Origin of the sequence: Paraburkholderia fungorum (assembly GCF_902833645.1) — a bacterium.
GTDB lineage: Bacteria > Pseudomonadota > Gammaproteobacteria > Burkholderiales > Burkholderiaceae > Paraburkholderia > Paraburkholderia fungorum.
The window spans coordinates 117,681-134,411 of record NZ_CADFGE010000014.1 but is presented as its reverse complement, the minus strand read 5'-3'; the positions used below and the strand labels follow the sequence as shown (position 1 = coordinate 134,411).

Here is a 16,731-nt window from a genome sequence, read left to right as displayed (position 1 = left end):
CTCCCGAACGGGAGTAGACCGTTTTGCAGCCGGGCCGCACACATTGCTGTGTGCGGCTTTACGGTCAAATTGCGACCTGGCTTTAGTCTTTCTTGACTTCCTTGAACTCGGCGTCGACCACGTCGTCCTGCTGCTGGCTCGCGCCACCTGCCGATGCGCCCGCACCTGCCGCGCCCGCTGCCGCAGCTTCGGCACCTTGTGCAGCCTGCATGTCGGCGTACATCTTCTCGCCCATCTTCTGCGAGGCGGTCGCCACCGCTTCGATCTTGGCTTCGATCGCGGCCTTGTCGCTAGAACCGCTCTTCAGCGTTTCTTCAAGGTCCTTCAGCGCGGTTTCGATCGCTTCCTTCTCAGCGGCTTCGAGCTTGTCGCCGTATTCGGTAAGCGCCTTCTTCGTGCTGTGGACCAGCGCGTCGCCCTGGTTGCGGGCGTCGGCCAACTCACGCAGCTTGTGATCTTCTTCCGCGTTCGCTTCCGCGTCCTTCACCATCTTCTCGATTTCAGCTTCGGACAGACCCGAGTTCGCCTTGATCGTGATGCGGTTTTCCTTGCCGGTTGCCTTGTCTTTCGCGCCGACGTGCAGAATGCCGTTCGCGTCGATGTCGAAGCTCACTTCGATCTGCGGCGTGCCGCGCGGTGCCGGCGGAATGCCTTCCAGGTTGAACTCGCCGAGCAGCTTGTTGCCCGCTGCCATTTCGCGTTCGCCCTGATACACCTTGATCGTCACGGCGCTCTGATTGTCGTCAGCCGTCGAGTAGACCTGCGCATGCTTGGTCGGAATCGTGGTGTTCTTGTTGATCATCTTCGTCATCACGCCGCCGAGCGTTTCGATGCCGAGCGACAGCGGGGTCACGTCGAGCAGCAGAACGTCCGTACGGTCGCCCGACAGAACCTGACCTTGAATCGCGGCGCCCACGGCGACGGCTTCGTCCGGATTCACGTCACGGCGCGGATCCTTGCCGAAGAATTCCTTAACCTTGTCCTGCACCTTCGGCATGCGGGTCATACCGCCGACCAGAATCACGTCGTCGATTTCGCCGACCTTCACGCCCGCGTCCTTGATCGCCAGACGGCACGGCTCGATGGTGCGTTCGATCAGTTCTTCGACCAGCGCTTCCAGCTTCGCACGCGTGATTTTCAGGTTCAGGTGCTTCGGACCCGACGCGTCGGCCGTGATGTACGGCAGGTTGATTTCGGTTTGCTGGCTCGACGACAGTTCGATCTTCGCCTTTTCAGCCGATTCCTTCAGGCGTTGCAGCGCAAGCACGTCTTTCGACAGATCGACGCCCTGTTCCTTCTTGAACTCACTGATGATGTAGTCGATGATGCGTTGGTCGAAGTCTTCACCGCCCAGGAACGTATCGCCGTTCGTGGACAGCACTTCGAACTGCATTTCACCGTCGACATCCGCGATTTCGATGATCGACACGTCGAACGTACCGCCGCCCAAGTCGTACACCGCGATCTTGCGGTCGCCCTTTTCCGCCTTGTCCAGGCCAAAAGCCAGTGCAGCTGCGGTCGGTTCGTTGATGATCCGCTTCACTTCCAGACCGGCGATGCGGCCTGCATCTTTGGTGGCCTGGCGCTGACTGTCGTTGAAGTACGCGGGAACCGTAATCACAGCTTCGGTGACCGGCTCGCCGAGGTAATCTTCAGCGGTCTTCTTCATCTTGCGCAGCGTTTCCGCGGAGATTTGCGGCGGTGCGAGCTTCTGGTCGCGCACTTCGATCCATGCGTCGCCGTTGTCGGCTTTGATGATCTTGTACGGCATCAGAGCGATGTCTTTCTGCACTTCTTTTTCTTCGAAGCGGCGGCCGATCAGGCGCTTGACGGCGTACAGCGTGTTCTTCGGGTTCGTGACCGACTGACGCTTGGCCGGTGCGCCGACGAGAATTTCGCCGTCTTCCATGTAAGCGATGATCGACGGCGTGGTGCGCGCACCTTCCGAGTTCTCGATCACTTTGACCGAATTGCCTTCCATGATCGCCACGCACGAGTTGGTCGTGCCGAGGTCGATACCGATGATTTTGCCCATTTTTACTAATCTCCTAACTTTGATCGCTGCGGGAATCGCCGGTTTTGCCCATCTGGCGGTACGGCGATCCGCTCTAAATTCCTACCTGCACCCAACATAAGTGCGTCCGCATCGTTTTCAAGACCTCTTTTACGATGCGGTCTTTAATTTTTTTCAATCAGTCGAACTTTTGCCGCTTTTTTCACCACCTGCCGTGCTCCCGACCGCATTGACCGGCCAAATCTTGTCCCGCTCGGCGGCAATCGCCCCCCAAGTGGCCCAAGGCCGCGCCAGCCAGTTGCCAGGCCGAGCCGCTTGCCTCGGTATAAGAAGAGCCAGGTCGGCACGCCATGAGGCATGAGCCCGGCGGCGACGGGAACGCCGGCCATAACGGCCCGTGTCAGGCGCAACGGCAAATAAACGGCTCGGACAGCGCGTTGCGATGCTTACTTCGGCGCCGCGACAGTTACGAGAGCCGGGCGCAGCACGCGGTCGGCGATCACGAAGCCTTTTTGCAGCACGGCGACGACGGTGTTCGGCTCCTGATCGGCCGGCACCATTGAAATAGCCTGATGACGATGCGGGTCGAACTTCTCGCCAACCGGGTTCAAGGCGACGACGCGCCCCTTCTCCAGTGCGCCGGAAAGCTGACGCAGCGTGAGTTCGACGCCCTCACGAACCTTCTGCAGGTCGTCGGATGAATGGGCAACCGCTGCCTCAAGACTGTCGACCACCGGCAGCAAATGCTCAGCGAAGCTTTCGATCGCGAACTTGTGGGCCTTGGCGATATCTTCCTGAGCGCGGCGGCGCACATTCTCGGTCTCGGCCTTTGCGCGCAGGAAGCTTTCCTGCAACTCGGCGATCTTTGCCTCAGCTTCGGTCAATGCAGCTTCCACGCCGGTTGCCGGCGCTTCCGGGGCCGCGCTCGCAGCCGCGTCCTGCTGGGAGGTCGCGGCCTCCGCGGCCTGACGCGCGGTTTCGTCGGCGGGCGTGGGATTCTGGCTCGTCGGGTTCTCTTGCGTGTTTTCCATGTCGCTGAAAGTCGTTAAAAAGTTAAAGCTAAAAGTGACGGCAACGCGTCGAAGCCCGCGCAATTTGTGCGTTGCAAAATTGCGACAGACAACTTGGCGCAAAACCTGGTGCGTTGACGCTTTTCGAAACGGCAGATGGGGCCGGAAAGACCCATTTCAAGCGCCTCTCCCGGAACTTTTCACGCCGCGCGCACGCAGCCGAAATGCTCCGTTACAACCATTATTGCGTCGCAATCAGATTGAGATTGAGTGCGCCCGCCAAGTGGCCTATGCTCCAATAAAGCATCGGAAAAGACACGTTAACCCTAATCTAACGTAATCCTTACCGAAATTTTTCAATCCACCTGATTCGCCTGTTTCCGTCCCGAATCTTCCCAAGGGGAGTACCGTGAAACTGACCTTTGCAATATCGGTGGTCGCATTGGTACTCATCGCGGGCACCACGACCATCTGCATGTCCGGGGCCGTCAACGATCACACTACCGAGTACGGCGGTGTGCACGCGACGATGGAACAGTTGTTCAATCCCCACCTGAAAGTTTGTCGATAGTGCGCCGGTCGCGCTTGGTCGGCCTTCCGTGCAAGGCGGCGGCCGGCTCGCGGTACGTCTTGCGCCGCTCCTGTTCGACCTGCCGCTTCACCCTGCTCTCTTCGGTTTCCGCATAAAGCGTCTGCGCAACGCTGGCCGGGCCACGCACGTCGCATACGCCCAGCACTTCCACCTGCCACACAATCCGCTCGATCTCGACTTCCACCAGATCGCCGACGCGCACGTCTTTGGCCGGCTTGACGCTGGCGCCGCCAATGCGCACGTGGCCTTTGTCGACAGCATCCGCCGCGAGCGAGCGGGTTTTGAAGAAGCGCGCAGCCCACAGCCATTTGTCGATGCGCAACTTCGCGCCCGCTTCAGTTGAAATCCTGTAATTCATGAGCTGCTTAAGCCCCTGTCGTATGCGGCACCGGCACCGCTTGCACGGGCCAGCCCTGCAGGTTCTGGGCGACGATTTCGCCTAGCGCGGCGATCCATGGCTGCGAGGCATTCACGCAGGGAATCCGATGAAACTCCTTGCCACCCGCATGCAGGAACTCGTCGCGTACTTCCATGCCGATTTCTTCAATCGTTTCAAGGCAATCGGCGGTAAAGCCCGGACAGAACACGTCGGCTCGGCGCACGCCTGCCGAACCGAGTTCCTTCAGGGTGGGCGCAGTGTACGGTTGCAGCCATTCGGCCTTGCCGAAGCGCGACTGAAACGTAATGCGGCATTCCACCTGCGTCAATCCCAGCGACTGCATCAACAGCGCGCCGGTCTGCTGACATTGCTCGTGGTACGGATCGCCGAGATCCATCGTGCGCTTGGGCACGCCGTGAAAGCTCAGCACCAGTTTGTCTCCCGCCGCAAAATCCGGCCGCCCGTGCTGATGCCAGTATTGATGCACTTGGGCGGCAAGCGCGGCGATATACGCCGGATGATCCGCGTACTGCCGCACCGTGCGGATTTCCGGCTGATTGCGCATGCGCTTGAGGGCCGAAAAAGCGTCGTCGAAAGCCGTGGCCGTGGTCGACGACGAGTATTGCGGATACATGGGCACCAGCAGCACGCGCTCCGCGCCAGCCAGCTTCAACTGGTTCAGCATGGCCGGAATACCGGGCGTGCCGTAGCGCATGGCGTAGTCGACCAGCACCGTGTAGTCGTTCAATTGCAACAGGTGGCGCAAACCCTCCACCTGCTTCTCCGTGAAGACACGCAGCGGCGAGCCCTCCGGCATCCACACGGCCGCGTACTTCTTTGCCGACGCGCGGCTGCGGAACGGCAGAATCAACAACCGCAAGATCACTTGCCAGAGCAGCGCCGGAATTTCGACCACGCGGGGATCGGACAGGAACTGCGCAAGATAGCGACGGACTGCACGCGGCGTCGGCGCGTCGGGCGTGCCGAGATTGATCAGCAGCACGGCGACACGGTGTGACGTAGCGTTCTGTGAAGGCCGCTCGAGGTCGAAGCGCATAGGCAGCAGGGATAACCGCTTGGGGCGGAGAGTCGGTTGAGGTGGAATTCATTATAGCGGCGCGGTCCAATGCAAGGTCCGCCAGGGACCCCTGGCCATTCGGCCAATTGGCAAGCCGCGCGCCGTCGCGCATCATTTGCAGCATGAGATGCCGCAGGAGACAGCGACCGGAAGCCGGTGCGGATTACTGCTGGCTGAGCGTGAGGGAAAGCAGCCGCGCGGTGATGTCGACAATCGGAATCACGCGGTTATAGGCCATGCGAGTCGGCCCGATCACGCCGAGCGTGCCGACGATCTTGCCGTTCACTTCGTAAGGCGCGGTCACCACGCTCATTTCCTCGATCGGCACCAGATTCGATTCGCCGCCGATGAAAATCTGCACGCCCGCGGCATGACTCGACACGTCGAGCAACTGAAGGAGACTGGTTTTTTGATCGAACACATCGAACAGCTTGCGCAGGCGCGCCATGTCCGACGAAAGGTCGGCCACTTCGAGCAGGTTACGCTCGCCGGAAATCAGCACGGTCTCGCCGGTGTCGGTTTCATCCGTGCTCGCCGTGACCGCCGCGTGCATCAGCGTGGTCATGTCACCACGCAATTCGTCGATTTCTTCGCGCAGCCGGCGGCGCACGTCGTCGAACGAGAGGCCGGCGAAGTGCGCGTTGATGTAATTGGACGCTTCCACCAATTGCGACGGCGAGAAGTCACGCTGGGTCGCCATGATGCGGTTCTGCACGTCGCCCTCGGGCGTCACGATGATCAGGAGAATGCGCTTGTCCGACAGCCGCATGAACTCGATCTGCTTGAACACATGACTGCGGCGCGGCGTGAGCACCACACCGGCGAACTGCGACAGATTGGACAGCACGCTGGCCGCCGCGGCGACGATTTTCTGCGGCTCGCCCGCTTGCAGCGTGGTTTTGACGATGCGCATCACCGCTTCTTCGTCCGCAGCGGATTCCAGAGTCAGCATGGTATCGACGAACAGCCGGTAGCCACGCGGTGTGGGAATGCGGCCAGCAGAAGTATGCGGACTGATCACGAGCCCCAGATCCTCGAGATCGGACATCACGTTGCGGATCGTCGCCGGACTTAGTTCGAGGCCGGAATAACGTGACAGCGTACGCGAGCCGACCGGCTGACCTTCGGCGATGTAGCGCTCGATCAGCGTTTTGAGGAGGGTTTGTGCGCGGGGATCTAGCATGACGGAAAATTTTAGCTCAATGACGCGACTACAGCGAGCGCTAACGGCGCCCACCCCTGACTATCGCGCCGCCTGCCGGCGGGGCGGCGCCTGGTATTGCATGCGGCGCGTTGACTGGCGCTGGGTCCAGCATGGTCGGCGCGTCGCCGGGATTCAAATCCTGCGTCTTGCCAGCCGCCGGTCCGGCAAGTCCGCTGGCGACGCGCCGCCGAACTATAACCGGCGCGCATGTCATCAAGACTTCACCATTCTAACGATAATCGCTCAATGCGCCGGCAGCCCGCTTGCGCAGGCCCGCTACCGGGTCTGTCTGCGGTTCTTTTCAGGCCCTACCTATGGTGTAATGCCGGCATGCAAGTGACCAGCCAGTTCAAGACCGTCGCGCTCGTCGGGCGCAACAATACGCCAGGTATCGGCGAGCCGCTGACCGCGCTCGCCTCGTGCATCGCGAAGCGCGGCTTCGAGGTCGTATTCGAAGCCGACACCGCCGCCGAAATCGGCATCACCGACTACCCGGCGCTGCGCCCCGCCGAGATCGGCGCGCGCGCCGACGTAGCCGTGATCCTCGGCGGCGACGGCACGATGCTGGGCATTGGCCGCCAGCTTGCGCCCTACCGCACGCCGCTGATCGGTATCAACCACGGGCGGCTCGGCTTCATTACCGACATTCCGATCTCCGACATGCGCGAGATCGTGCCGCAAATGCTCTCGGGCAACTTCGAGCGCGAAGAGCGCACGCTGCTCGAAGCTCGCATCATGCGCGACGGCACGCCGATTTACCACGCACTCGCCTTCAACGACGTGGTGGTCAACCGCAGCGGCTTCTCCGGGATGGCGGAACTGCATGTGTCGGTGGATGGCCGCTTCATGTACAACCAGCGCTCGGACGGGCTGATCGTCGCCACGCCTACGGGCTCGACGGCCTATGCGCTGTCGTCGCAGGGGCCGATCCTGCACCCGCAATTACAAGGCATCGTGCTTGTGCCGATCGCGCCGCATGCGCTGTCAAACCGGCCAATCGTGCTGCCGGACGACTCGAAGGTGAGCATCCAGATCGTTTCGGGCCGCGAAGTCAACGTCAACTTCGACATGCAGTCGTTCACTTCGCTGGAATTGGGTGACACGATCGAAGTGCGCCGCTCGCGTCATACCGTGCCGATTCTGCACCCGGTCGGCTACAGCCACTACGCCACGCTGCGTAAAAAGCTGCACTGGAACGAATACCCGTCGCACGAAGAAGATACCAAGCCCTGAGCGGCCGGGCCGCCGGAACGCCGGGCCGCCGGCCTCCTGGAACGCGAACGCCACCGCTGCCGAACCCTGAATATCAAGCTCACCAGACGACCTCCATGCTTCGCCACCTCTCGATACGCGACTTCGTCATCGTCGCCGCGCTCGACCTCGAATTCGACAGCGGCTTTACCGTTTTCTCGGGCGAAACAGGCGCCGGCAAGTCGATCCTGATCGACGCGCTGGCCCTTGCGCTCGGTGCCCGCGCCGATGCGAGCGTGGTGCGCACCGGCGAAAGCCGCGCCGACATCACCGCGGAATTCGACACGCATGCGCAAGTCGAGCAATGGCTCGACGAGCAGGCGCTCGGCGCGCCCGTCGACGACGCTCATCAGGGCACCGTGATGCTGCGTCGCGTGGTGGATACAAACGGCCGCTCGCGCGCGTTCATCAACGGTACGGCGGCAACGCTCACGCAGTTGCGCGAAGTCGGCGAGATGCTGGTGGATATTCATGGCCAGCATGCCCACCAGTTGCTGATGCGCCCCGACGCGCAACGCGAACTGTTCGACACCCACGCGGGCCTCACGGAAACCGCGGCAACCGTCACGCGGGCATGGCGGGCATGGCGCGAAAAGGTTCAGGCCGTCGAGCACGCACAAACGCGCGACCGCGAACTGCAACTGGAGCGCGAGCGGCTCGCCTGGCAACTCACCGAACTGGACAAACTTTCGCCGCAGCCAGGCGAATGGGAAGAGGTCAACAGCGAACACCGGCGACTGTCGCACTCAGCCAATCTGATCGACGGCGTTCAAGGCGCGCTCAGTGCGTTGTCTGAATCGGACGAGGCGATGATCACGCATCTCGCCTCGATCGTATCGAAGGTGCGCGACCTGGCCGAGATCGACCCGGCGCTGAACGACGTGCTGGCGGCGCTGGAGCCGGCCGAGATCCAGTTACAGGAAGCGGCTTATTCGCTCAGCCACTACGCGCAAAAGCTCGAACTGGATCCGGACCGGCTCGCCCAGGTCGAAAAGCGTCTGGACGCGCTGCACTCGGCCGCGCGCAAATTCCGCCTGCAACCCGAGACGCTGCCGCAAGAGCACGAAGCGCGTCGCGCGCAACTCGCCGCGCTCGACGCGGCCGCCGATCTCGACAGCCTGCATGCGGCCGAAGCCAAGGCAAAAGAAGCCTTCCTCACCGAAGCGAAAAAACTGTCAAAGGCGCGCGCCAAGGCCGGCAAGGCCCTGGGCGCCGCCGTGACCACCGGCATGCAGGAACTGTCGATGAAAGGCGGCAGCTTCGAAGTAGCGCTGGTGCAGCTGCCGGAAGGCGGCGCACATGGGCTCGAGCAGGTCGAATTCCGCGTCGCCGGTCACGCCGGCGTACCGCTGCGGCCGCTCGCGAAAGTTGCTTCAGGCGGCGAACTGGCGCGGATCAGTCTTGCATTGGCGGTCATCGCGAGCGCCGCGAGTCCGACTCCAACGCTGATCTTCGACGAAGTGGATACCGGCATCGGCGGCGGCGTCGCCGAAGTGGTTGGACGGCTGCTGCATCAACTGGGACAGGCGCGTCAGGTGCTGTGCGTCACGCATTTGCCGCAGGTCGCCGCGCGTGGCGACCATCATTTCCAGGTGGCGAAGTCGGGCAACGGCAAGGGCGGCACGGTCAGCAGCGTGACGCCGCTCGACCGCGCAAGCCGCGTCGAAGAAGTCGCGCGGATGCTCGGCGGGCTGGAGATCACCGCGACGACGCGCAAACACGCCAAGGAAATGCTGGCGGCCTAGCCTTTCGTCGGCCGGGAACCCGAGCGGGAGCCGACCGCGGGCCGCTGGGGAGCCGATCGGGAGCCGCTGTGAAGCCGCCGCGACCGTTCGTCGGAAAACGCGCGAAGGCAGCGCCGCTTGCCTTCGCGTCAGTCATCCAGCCGTTCAGTTCAGACGCAGACTCCAGTCCTCAGCCGAACACCCGCTTCCAAAGCCCCAGCACCGCCTCACGCTCAGTCACCACCAAGGCCGGATCGACCCGAGCCTTCTCCATCCCGTCGAGACGCAGCTTGTGCTGCAACTTCCGGTAGGTCCGGTAAGCCGCGCCGACCGTCTCCGCTTCCTCTTCACTCATCAAGCCGAAGCGCGATACTTCGCGCAGCAACGCAATGTTGCCGGTATTGCGGATCAGTTCCGGATCGCTCGCCGCGTGCAGCAGCACCCAGTACTGCACGGTGAATTCGATATCGACCATGCCGCCACGATCGTGCTTCAGGTCGAACAGCGCCGTCCGGTTCGGGTGACCCGCCTCGACACGCTCGCGCATTTCGACGATTTCCTTCGCAAGCGGCGCGGCTTCGCGCGGCGTGGTCAGCACCTGCTCGCGGATCAGTTCGAATTTCGCGCCGATTTCAGCGTCGCCCGCGCAGTAGCGCGCTCGGGTCAGCGCCTGATGCTCCCACACCCAGGCGGTATTGGCGGCGTCGCCTTCGCGTAATTGATAGCGGCGGAACGCATCCAGATCGGTGACGAGCAGACCCGACTCGCCGTTCGGCCGCAACCGCAAGTCGACATCGAACAAGGTACCCGCGCCGGTGGCCGTCGTCAGCCAGGTGATGAGGCGGCGGGTGTAGGTGGCGTAGACGTCGGCGGCGGCATCGTCCGGATCGTCGTAGAGGAAGATGACGTCGAGGTCGGACGCGTAACCCAGTTCCTTGCCACCCAGCTTGCCGTAGGCAATCACCGCGAACTTCGGCACCTCGCGATGGCGTTTGGCCAACTGCTTCCAGACCGCTTCGAGCGTGACGTCGAGCACCGCGTCGGCGAGTTCGGACAAACGGTCGCTCACATGTTCGACGCTCAGCCGGCCGGCCAGATCGATCAACAGGATGCGGAACACCTCGGCTTGGTGCGCGTGGCGCAGCAGGTCCATCTGTTGCTCGACACCGTCCGCCGCGGCCAGACGCAAACGCAGTGTGCGCTTGAATTCGGGCCAGTCGAACGGACTGTCCATTGCCTCGTCGTCGAGAAGTTCGTCGAGCAATTGCGGATGGCGGATCAGGTAACCGGCAGCCCAGCGCGAGCCGCCCAGCACCGACAGCACCCGATGCAGCGCCTGTGGATATTCCGTTAGCAGCGCAAGGTACGCACCGCGCCGGCTCACGGCTTCGAGCAGGTCGAACAGGCGCGCCAATGTATCGCCACGCCGTTCGGGCGGCTCCAGCGTCTGCGCGGCTTCCAGCGCACGCTGCGCGACGATGTCGAAGCGCTGCCGGCTGCGTTCGGCAAGCCCCGCGTAACGCGACGACTGCCACACCGCGCGCAAACGCGCCAGCAGTTCGCCCGGCTCGGGCACGCCCAGTTCAATCAGGCGCGCGCGCAGCGCTTCGTCGGCGCTATCGTCGGCGAGCGCGCTGCTCCAGACCCAGGTCGCCGCGCCGTCTTCCCGTGCGCCGCACCCGTCGCGGCCGCTCACCTTGTCGGCGAAAATCTGGTCGAACTGCTGCTCGACGAACTCGCGGTGCGCGTCGAGCTTGAGCATCAGCGCAGCATAATCGTCGCAGCCCATGGCGTGCGCGAGCGCCACGCGCTCCTCGGGATCGACCGGCATCGCATGGGTTTGCGCGTCGTTGCGGTATTGCAGGCGGTGCTCGAGTTCGCGCAGGAAGCGATACGCCTGCGACAGTTTCACGCAAACCGACGTATCGATCAGCCCCTGCGTTGCTGCATGCCGCAAGACGGCGAGCGTCGGACGCACCCGGAAGCCGGCATCCTGGCCGCCCCGAATCAGCTGAAATACCTGCGCGCTAAATTCGATTTCGCGGATGCCGCCACGGCCCAGCTTGATGTCGTCAGCCTTGTCGGGCCGCATCGAGGCGCGCCGCTGCGCTTCCTGGCGAATCTGCAAATGCAGCGCGCGAATCGCGCTGATCACGCCGAAGTCGAGATAACGCCGATAGACAAACGGCGTGACGATCGCGTCGAGCTGCTTCTGCAGCCGCACGGCCGCCTCGCTCGCGCCTTCGGACACGAGCCGGCCCTTGATCCAGGCATAGCGTTCCCACTCGCGGCCCTGCACGTAGAAATATTCTTCGAGCATGCCGAGGCTGCACACGAGCGGCCCTGAATCGCCGTTCGGCCGCAAACGCATATCGACCCGGAATACGTAACCGTCGGCAGTCACTTCGGCCAGCGCGCCGATCAGGCGCTTACCGAGCCGTGTAAAAAAGTCCTGCGTCGCGATCGGCGAACGCTGACCGCCGGCGGTCTCGCCGTCTTCTTCATAGACGAAGATCAGGTCGATATCCGACGACACATTCAACTCACGCCCGCCCAGCTTGCCCATTCCGACCACGCCGAGCGCAAGGCGCTCGCCCTGCGGTCCGCGCGGTTCGCCGTAAAGCGCTTCGAGTTCGGCCGACACAACCGCCAGGGCGCGCTGGATCGTCGTCTCCGCCAGATCGGTCATCGCGCCGGTGACTTCGGCGACATCCGCCTCGCCCGCCAGGTCGCGCTCCATCACGGCGCAAAATACTTCGGTGCGCAACCGGCGCAAGGCCCGTTTGAGTGCATCCTCGCTCAACGGGCCGCCGCCCGCGTCGGCGCCCTCGGCGCACAGCGCGTCAAAGCGCGCGTCGATCCGCTCGCGCGTGAGAGGCGCGGACGCGAGCGCCGCCACCTGTGCCACGATTTGCGGACGGGCCGCCGCGGCACGCGCCGCATAATGTGAATAGCTGGAACTCAGGAGTGTGGCGTCAGTCATCTAGGGTCTGGCTCGCTCGTTGCTTTAACAGCGTGGTTCAGTTCGCTGCAGCACACGGGTCGAGGCGCAGCCGGGCAACCTCGCGCAGGTCGCGAGACGGCATGCAGAAAGGGTTTGCCGGAGGTCCGCCGACGCTTTCCCGTGTGTTACATTTCGTCGTTAATTCGCAAAACTACCATACGCCCACCCGCCGCAGCATGTCCGAGCGAAACGAATCCGCCGACCCGCACGAAACAGGGCAGGTCCGGCCTGCGAGCGGAAGCGACCACATCGTGCTGCGTCGGACCCTTCGCGTGGTCCTCGCGCTGGCCCTCGTCCTGTACTTCATCGCGGCGAGTCTCTTTCTCGGCCTCCGTTACGTCGTGTTGCCGCGTGTCGATTCGTTCCGGCCGCGCATCGAAGCCACGGTCTCCGAAAAGCTGCACGCGCAGTTCACCATCGGCAAGCTCGCGCCGTACTGGAGCGGTTTTCAGCCCGGCCTCGACGTCACCGACCTTGTAATCCGCGCTCCTGACGGCAAAGCGGCGCTGACCATTCCGCACGCCACCGCCACGCTTTCGTGGAAGTCCCTCTGGCAGTTCCATCCCGCGCTTTCCAGCCTGATCGTCGATCAGCCCGACGTGTTGGTGTCGCGCAGTGGCGACGGCGTGATCTCGGTTGCAGGGGTGCCGGTGCCGACCCGGCACAGCGGCAACGACACCTTGTCCACGTGGCTCCTGCGCCAACAGGCCATCGTGGTGCGCGGCGGGGTGCTGCGCTGGCGCGATGCCCAACATCAAGCGCCGGAGCTCGCCCTGCGCGACATCCGGATCGCGATTCTCAACGAGGGCTACGATCACCGGCTGGCGTTGCAGGCGCCCGCCGACGGCCAGGTGCTGCACGGGCCGATCGACTTCCGCACCCATTTCAAACACGCCCGCCTCTCCGCGATCGGCAAACCGGTCAACTGGGCCGGCGAGGTTTACATGTCGACCGGTCCGGTCGATCTGCCGACTCTCGCGCGTTACATCAATTTCCCGATCGAGACCTTCGCCGGCCGCATCGACAATGCGATCTGGGGCGACTTCGCCGACGGCCGCATGACCTCGGCGAGCGGGCAACTGGCCGGCACGAATGTCTCGATGCGGGTCCGCCCGACCCAGCCGAAGCTGGACGTGCCGATCGCCAACTTCTCGTGGCACGTCACGGCCGACCAGGGCGACTACACGCTGCAGCTCAATAATCTGCGCGCCGAGCTCGGCCAGCCGCCGCTCGACGACGGCACGCCGCTGACCCGCACCCTCGCGCTCTCCACGTTGAACGGCCGCTTCCGGACCGCGTCGCAGCAGCATGGGCAACTCGTCAGCTTCAGCGGTGACCGCGTCGATCTGGGCATCCTCGCGGAATTCAGCCGCGCGCTGCCATTGCCGCGTCCGTTGCTGAACAATCTGGTGCGCTTCAATCCCCGCGGCATGGTGGCGAACTATGTGATCGAAGTCGAACGCGGCAAGCCGGAATCCGGCGAAGCGGGCAGCGACCACCGGCCAAGCGGCACCGAGCCGATCGAGCGCTATCGCTTCAAGGGTGACCTGCAAGGCATCAGCTTCGCCGCGCAGGAGCCGCCGCCGGGGCTTACCCCGCTGAATCACCCGCGCGCCGGCATTCCCGGTATCGAAAACCTGTGGGGCAGCGTCGACGCCGACGAAAAACACGGCACCGCGACGCTCGACACCTCCAAGGTCGCGATTACGTTCCCGGGCGTGTTCGACGACCCGCGCCTGAAATTCGACCGCCTGCATGGCCGGGCCGACTGGACCATCACACCGAAGGCGCCGGGCGAGAATCACCCGGCCTTCACTGTCAAACTGGCCGACTTCGGCGTGTCGAACGCGGACGCGGACGCCACGGCCACGGCCAATTACAGCAACCCGGGCCATGGCCGCGGCTCGCTCGACCTGAAGGCCGAATTCCAGCGCGCGCAGGTCACCCGCATCGTCCGCTATATGCCGACCAGCGTCAGCGAAAAGCTGCGCATTTACCTGGGCCATGGGCTGCAGGCCGGCACGTCGCACGGCGCGACGATCGAAATCCACGGCGATCTGACCAAATTCCCCTACTCGCGCGCGCCGGAAGCCGGCATCTTCCATATCGTCGCGCCGTTCAAGGGCGGCAAGTTCGACCCTTCGCCGTACCCGCCGCGCAAGATGAAGAACGGCACACCGAACGTGTGGCCACCGCTGGATGGCATTGACGGCATGTTCGAACTCAAACAGAACGTGCTGCGCTTCGACATCGATCGCGCCCATTACAAGCGGGTCGCCTTGAACAAAGTAAACGGCAAGATCGACGATCTCGGCACCAAGTCATCGGATCTCGTCATCACGGGCAACGGCCGTGGGCCGCTCGCAGACATGCTCGACTACGTCAACGAAAGCTCGCTCGGCATCATGTCCAAACATGCGACCGAAAAAGTGCGCGCCGAAGGGCCCGCCGCGCTGGCGCTCAAACTAACCGTGCCACGCACGCCGAAGCCGCATATCGGCGTGGAAGGCGCAGTGGGCTTCCAGAACAACCGCCTGACGGTCGACAACGTGCCGCCGTTGTCGCAACTGAACGGCAAGGTGCGCTTTACCGAACATACGGCGCAGCTCGACCGGCTCTCGGGCCAGTTCCTCGGCGGCGACGTGCACGCCGACGGCGGCCTGAAGCAGGACGGCACGTATTCGCTCGCGCTCGGCGGCCATATCGCCGTGGATGCCGCGCGCGGTCTGAATCTGCACGGCCCGGCCGCCGAAGTGCTGACGCGCATGAGCGGCAGCGCGCCCTACGCGCTCAACGTGCGCGGCGCCAAGGGGCGCTTGCCAGAGGTCACGGCGAACTCCGATCTCAGCGGCCTTGCGCTCGACTTCCCCGCGCCGTTCGACAAACCGGTCGGCACGCCGATGCCGCTGCGCTTCGCGGTCAAACCATCCACCGATGCGGGCGAAGCCGGTCTGGAACGTGCCGACCTCACCTTCGGCCCGATCGTCGCCACCTATCTGCTGCGCTATGAGCCCAAAGCCGGGCCAAAGACGCCACCCACGGTCGTACGCGGTGCGATCGGCGTCAACAAGCCCGCGGACCTGCCGTCCGATGGCGTGATCGCCACCGTCGACGTCGAAGCCTTCGACGCCGATGCCTGGCGCGCGCTCCTCACGCAGATGCGCAACAAGGATGCCCCCACTCCGTCGCCCGGCGCCGCAGCAGCGCCCGCTGCACCGAATCCGGCCCTCGCGCAGTTCCTGCCGAACCGCTTCGCGCTGCATATCGGCACGCTGACCCTGCTCAAGCGGCATTGGGATAGCGTGATCGTCGGCGCGTCGCATGCGGACGGCAAATGGCAGGCCAACATCGCATCGAATCAGGTGTCAGGCCACGTTTCCTGGCTGCCGGGCGCCAACAAGGCGTCGCCCGGCACGCTGCAGGCACGCTTTGCCAGGGTGGTGATTCCGTCCGTCACAGACCGGGATCTGCTTGGCCAGGCCATGTCGGCGCCGGCGCAGAACATGCCGTCGATCGATCTGGTGGTCAACGAATTGATCGTGCGCAATCGCAACATTGGCCGGCTCGAAGTCGACGCGCACAACTTCGAGGAAGACGGCGTGCCGGTCTGGCAACTCGACAAACTCGACATCACTAACCCCGCCGCCACGCTGAGCGCCACGGCCAACTGGCGCACTTCGACGGGCCTCGGCAATACCGCCGACGAGGCCACGCCGCGCCGTACCGTGTTCGATTTCAAACTCGACATCAAGGATGCCGGCGCCCTGCTGGAGCGCTTCGGCCAACCGCACACGCTCAAGTCCGGCAATGGCACACTGTCGGGCAAGGTGGTGTGGCGCGGCGGCCCAACCGCCATCGACTATCCGACCCTCAATGGAAATCTGGCCGTCGACCTGCGTCATGGACAGATTCTCAAGGTCGACCCGGGCGTCGCGAAATTGCTGGGCGTGCTCAGCCTGCAAAGCCTGGAGCGCTTCGCCACGCTCAATTTCCGCGACGTGATCGGCGAAGGGCTGCCGTTCGAACACGTCACCGGCACGGGCGAGATCCACAACGGCATTGGCCGCACCGAAAATTTCGAAATGGTGACCGCGCCGGCCCGCGCCGAGATGAAGGGCTCGGTGGATCTGGCGCAGGAAACCCAGGATCTGCACGTGCAGATCGTGCCGACCGTCAGCGCCGGCGCCGCCGTGATCGCCGCGACCGTTATCAATCCGCTCCTCGGGTTAGGCGCGCTGGTGGCCGATCTGGCGTTCAGCAAATCGGTCTCCACGGCGTTTGCGCGCGAGTACGCGATCACCGGTTCGTGGTCGAAACCGCACGTCGAGCGGGTGAAGAGCGATCGCGGTAAGATGGACGTTCCGGCTTCGACCGTGGGCGCACACTGAACTCGAACCCTCGTTTGATCAGAAGCGTGCTGCGCCACAGGCCCCAGCCGGTCTTGAACGACGTATGCGGCGCCGGCAGTCCGCGCC

9 protein-coding genes are annotated in these 16,731 nt (G+C 63.7%); 3 read left to right on the top strand and 6 right to left on the bottom strand.

What is annotated here, in order from left to right:
- Positions 1-82 precede the first annotated feature (82 nt).
- From dnaK to hrcA, 5 genes are all read right to left on the bottom strand, one after another.
- Positions 83-2,035, bottom strand: a complete 1,953-nt coding sequence (dnaK, locus tag HWX91_RS33200; protein ID WP_028198830.1) for a molecular chaperone DnaK — start codon at positions 2,033-2,035, stop codon at positions 83-85.
- A gap of 425 nt (positions 2,036-2,460) precedes the next feature.
- Positions 2,461-3,045 (bottom strand): nucleotide exchange factor GrpE, encoded by a 585-nt coding sequence (gene grpE / locus HWX91_RS33195; RefSeq protein WP_028198831.1) that lies wholly within the window; start codon positions 3,043-3,045, stop codon positions 2,461-2,463.
- A 521-nt stretch (positions 3,046-3,566) separates the two neighbouring features.
- Positions 3,567-3,974, bottom strand: a complete 408-nt coding sequence (locus tag HWX91_RS33190) for an RNA-binding S4 domain-containing protein (RefSeq protein ID WP_028198832.1) — start codon at positions 3,972-3,974, stop codon at positions 3,567-3,569.
- Positions 3,975-3,981: 7 nt separating this feature from the next.
- Complete coding sequence (gene hemH / locus HWX91_RS33185; protein WP_028198833.1) at positions 3,982-5,052, bottom strand: ferrochelatase; 1,071 nt, start codon at positions 5,050-5,052, stop codon at positions 3,982-3,984.
- Between the two features lie 184 nt (positions 5,053-5,236).
- Positions 5,237-6,256, bottom strand: a complete 1,020-nt coding sequence (hrcA, locus tag HWX91_RS33180; protein ID WP_028198834.1) for a heat-inducible transcriptional repressor HrcA — start codon at positions 6,254-6,256, stop codon at positions 5,237-5,239.
- 351 nt (positions 6,257-6,607) lie between these two features.
- On the opposite strand from hrcA, the gene HWX91_RS33175 reads away from it, so the two are divergent.
- Together HWX91_RS33175 and recN are read left to right on the top strand one after the other, a co-directional pair.
- On the top strand, positions 6,608-7,510 hold the full coding sequence (locus HWX91_RS33175; protein WP_028198835.1) for an NAD kinase: 903 nt from the start codon (positions 6,608-6,610) through the stop codon (positions 7,508-7,510).
- A gap of 95 nt (positions 7,511-7,605) precedes the next feature.
- Positions 7,606-9,273, top strand: coding sequence for a DNA repair protein RecN (gene recN, locus HWX91_RS33170; RefSeq protein ID WP_028198836.1), 1,668 nt, complete (start codon positions 7,606-7,608; stop codon positions 9,271-9,273).
- Positions 9,274-9,442: 169 nt separating this feature from the next.
- Here recN and glnE read toward each other — a convergent pair whose 3' ends face one another.
- Entirely contained in the window at positions 9,443-12,235 is a 2,793-nt protein-coding gene (gene glnE, locus HWX91_RS33165; RefSeq protein WP_028198837.1) for a bifunctional [glutamate--ammonia ligase]-adenylyl-L-tyrosine phosphorylase/[glutamate--ammonia-ligase] adenylyltransferase, read from the bottom strand.
- 197 nt (positions 12,236-12,432) lie between these two features.
- On the opposite strand from glnE, the gene HWX91_RS33160 reads away from it, so the two are divergent.
- A complete protein-coding gene (locus HWX91_RS33160) occupies positions 12,433-16,644 on the top strand; it encodes a YhdP family protein (protein ID WP_028198838.1) in 4,212 nt (1,403 codons plus the stop codon).
- The last annotated feature ends 87 nt before the right edge of the window (positions 16,645-16,731 follow it).

Excerpts from the sequence above, each read along its gene's own strand:
- dnaK (WP_028198830.1), bottom strand. The coding sequence starts at position 2,035 with ATGGGCAAAATCATCGGTATCGACCTCGGCACGACCAACTCGTGCGTG.
- grpE (WP_028198831.1), bottom strand. The coding sequence starts at position 3,045 with ATGGAAAACACGCAAGAGAACCCGACGAGCCAGAATCCCACGCCCGCC.
- HWX91_RS33190 (WP_028198832.1), bottom strand. The coding sequence starts at position 3,974 with ATGAATTACAGGATTTCAACTGAAGCGGGCGCGAAGTTGCGCATCGAC.
- hemH (WP_028198833.1), bottom strand. The coding sequence starts at position 5,052 with ATGCGCTTCGACCTCGAGCGGCCTTCACAGAACGCTACGTCACACCGT.
- hrcA (WP_028198834.1), bottom strand. The coding sequence starts at position 6,256 with ATGCTAGATCCCCGCGCACAAACCCTCCTCAAAACGCTGATCGAGCGC.
- HWX91_RS33175 (WP_028198835.1), top strand. The coding sequence starts at position 6,608 with ATGCAAGTGACCAGCCAGTTCAAGACCGTCGCGCTCGTCGGGCGCAAC.
- recN (WP_028198836.1), top strand. The coding sequence starts at position 7,606 with ATGCTTCGCCACCTCTCGATACGCGACTTCGTCATCGTCGCCGCGCTC.
- glnE (WP_028198837.1), bottom strand. The coding sequence starts at position 12,235 with ATGACTGACGCCACACTCCTGAGTTCCAGCTATTCACATTATGCGGCG.
- HWX91_RS33160 (WP_028198838.1), top strand. The coding sequence starts at position 12,433 with ATGTCCGAGCGAAACGAATCCGCCGACCCGCACGAAACAGGGCAGGTC.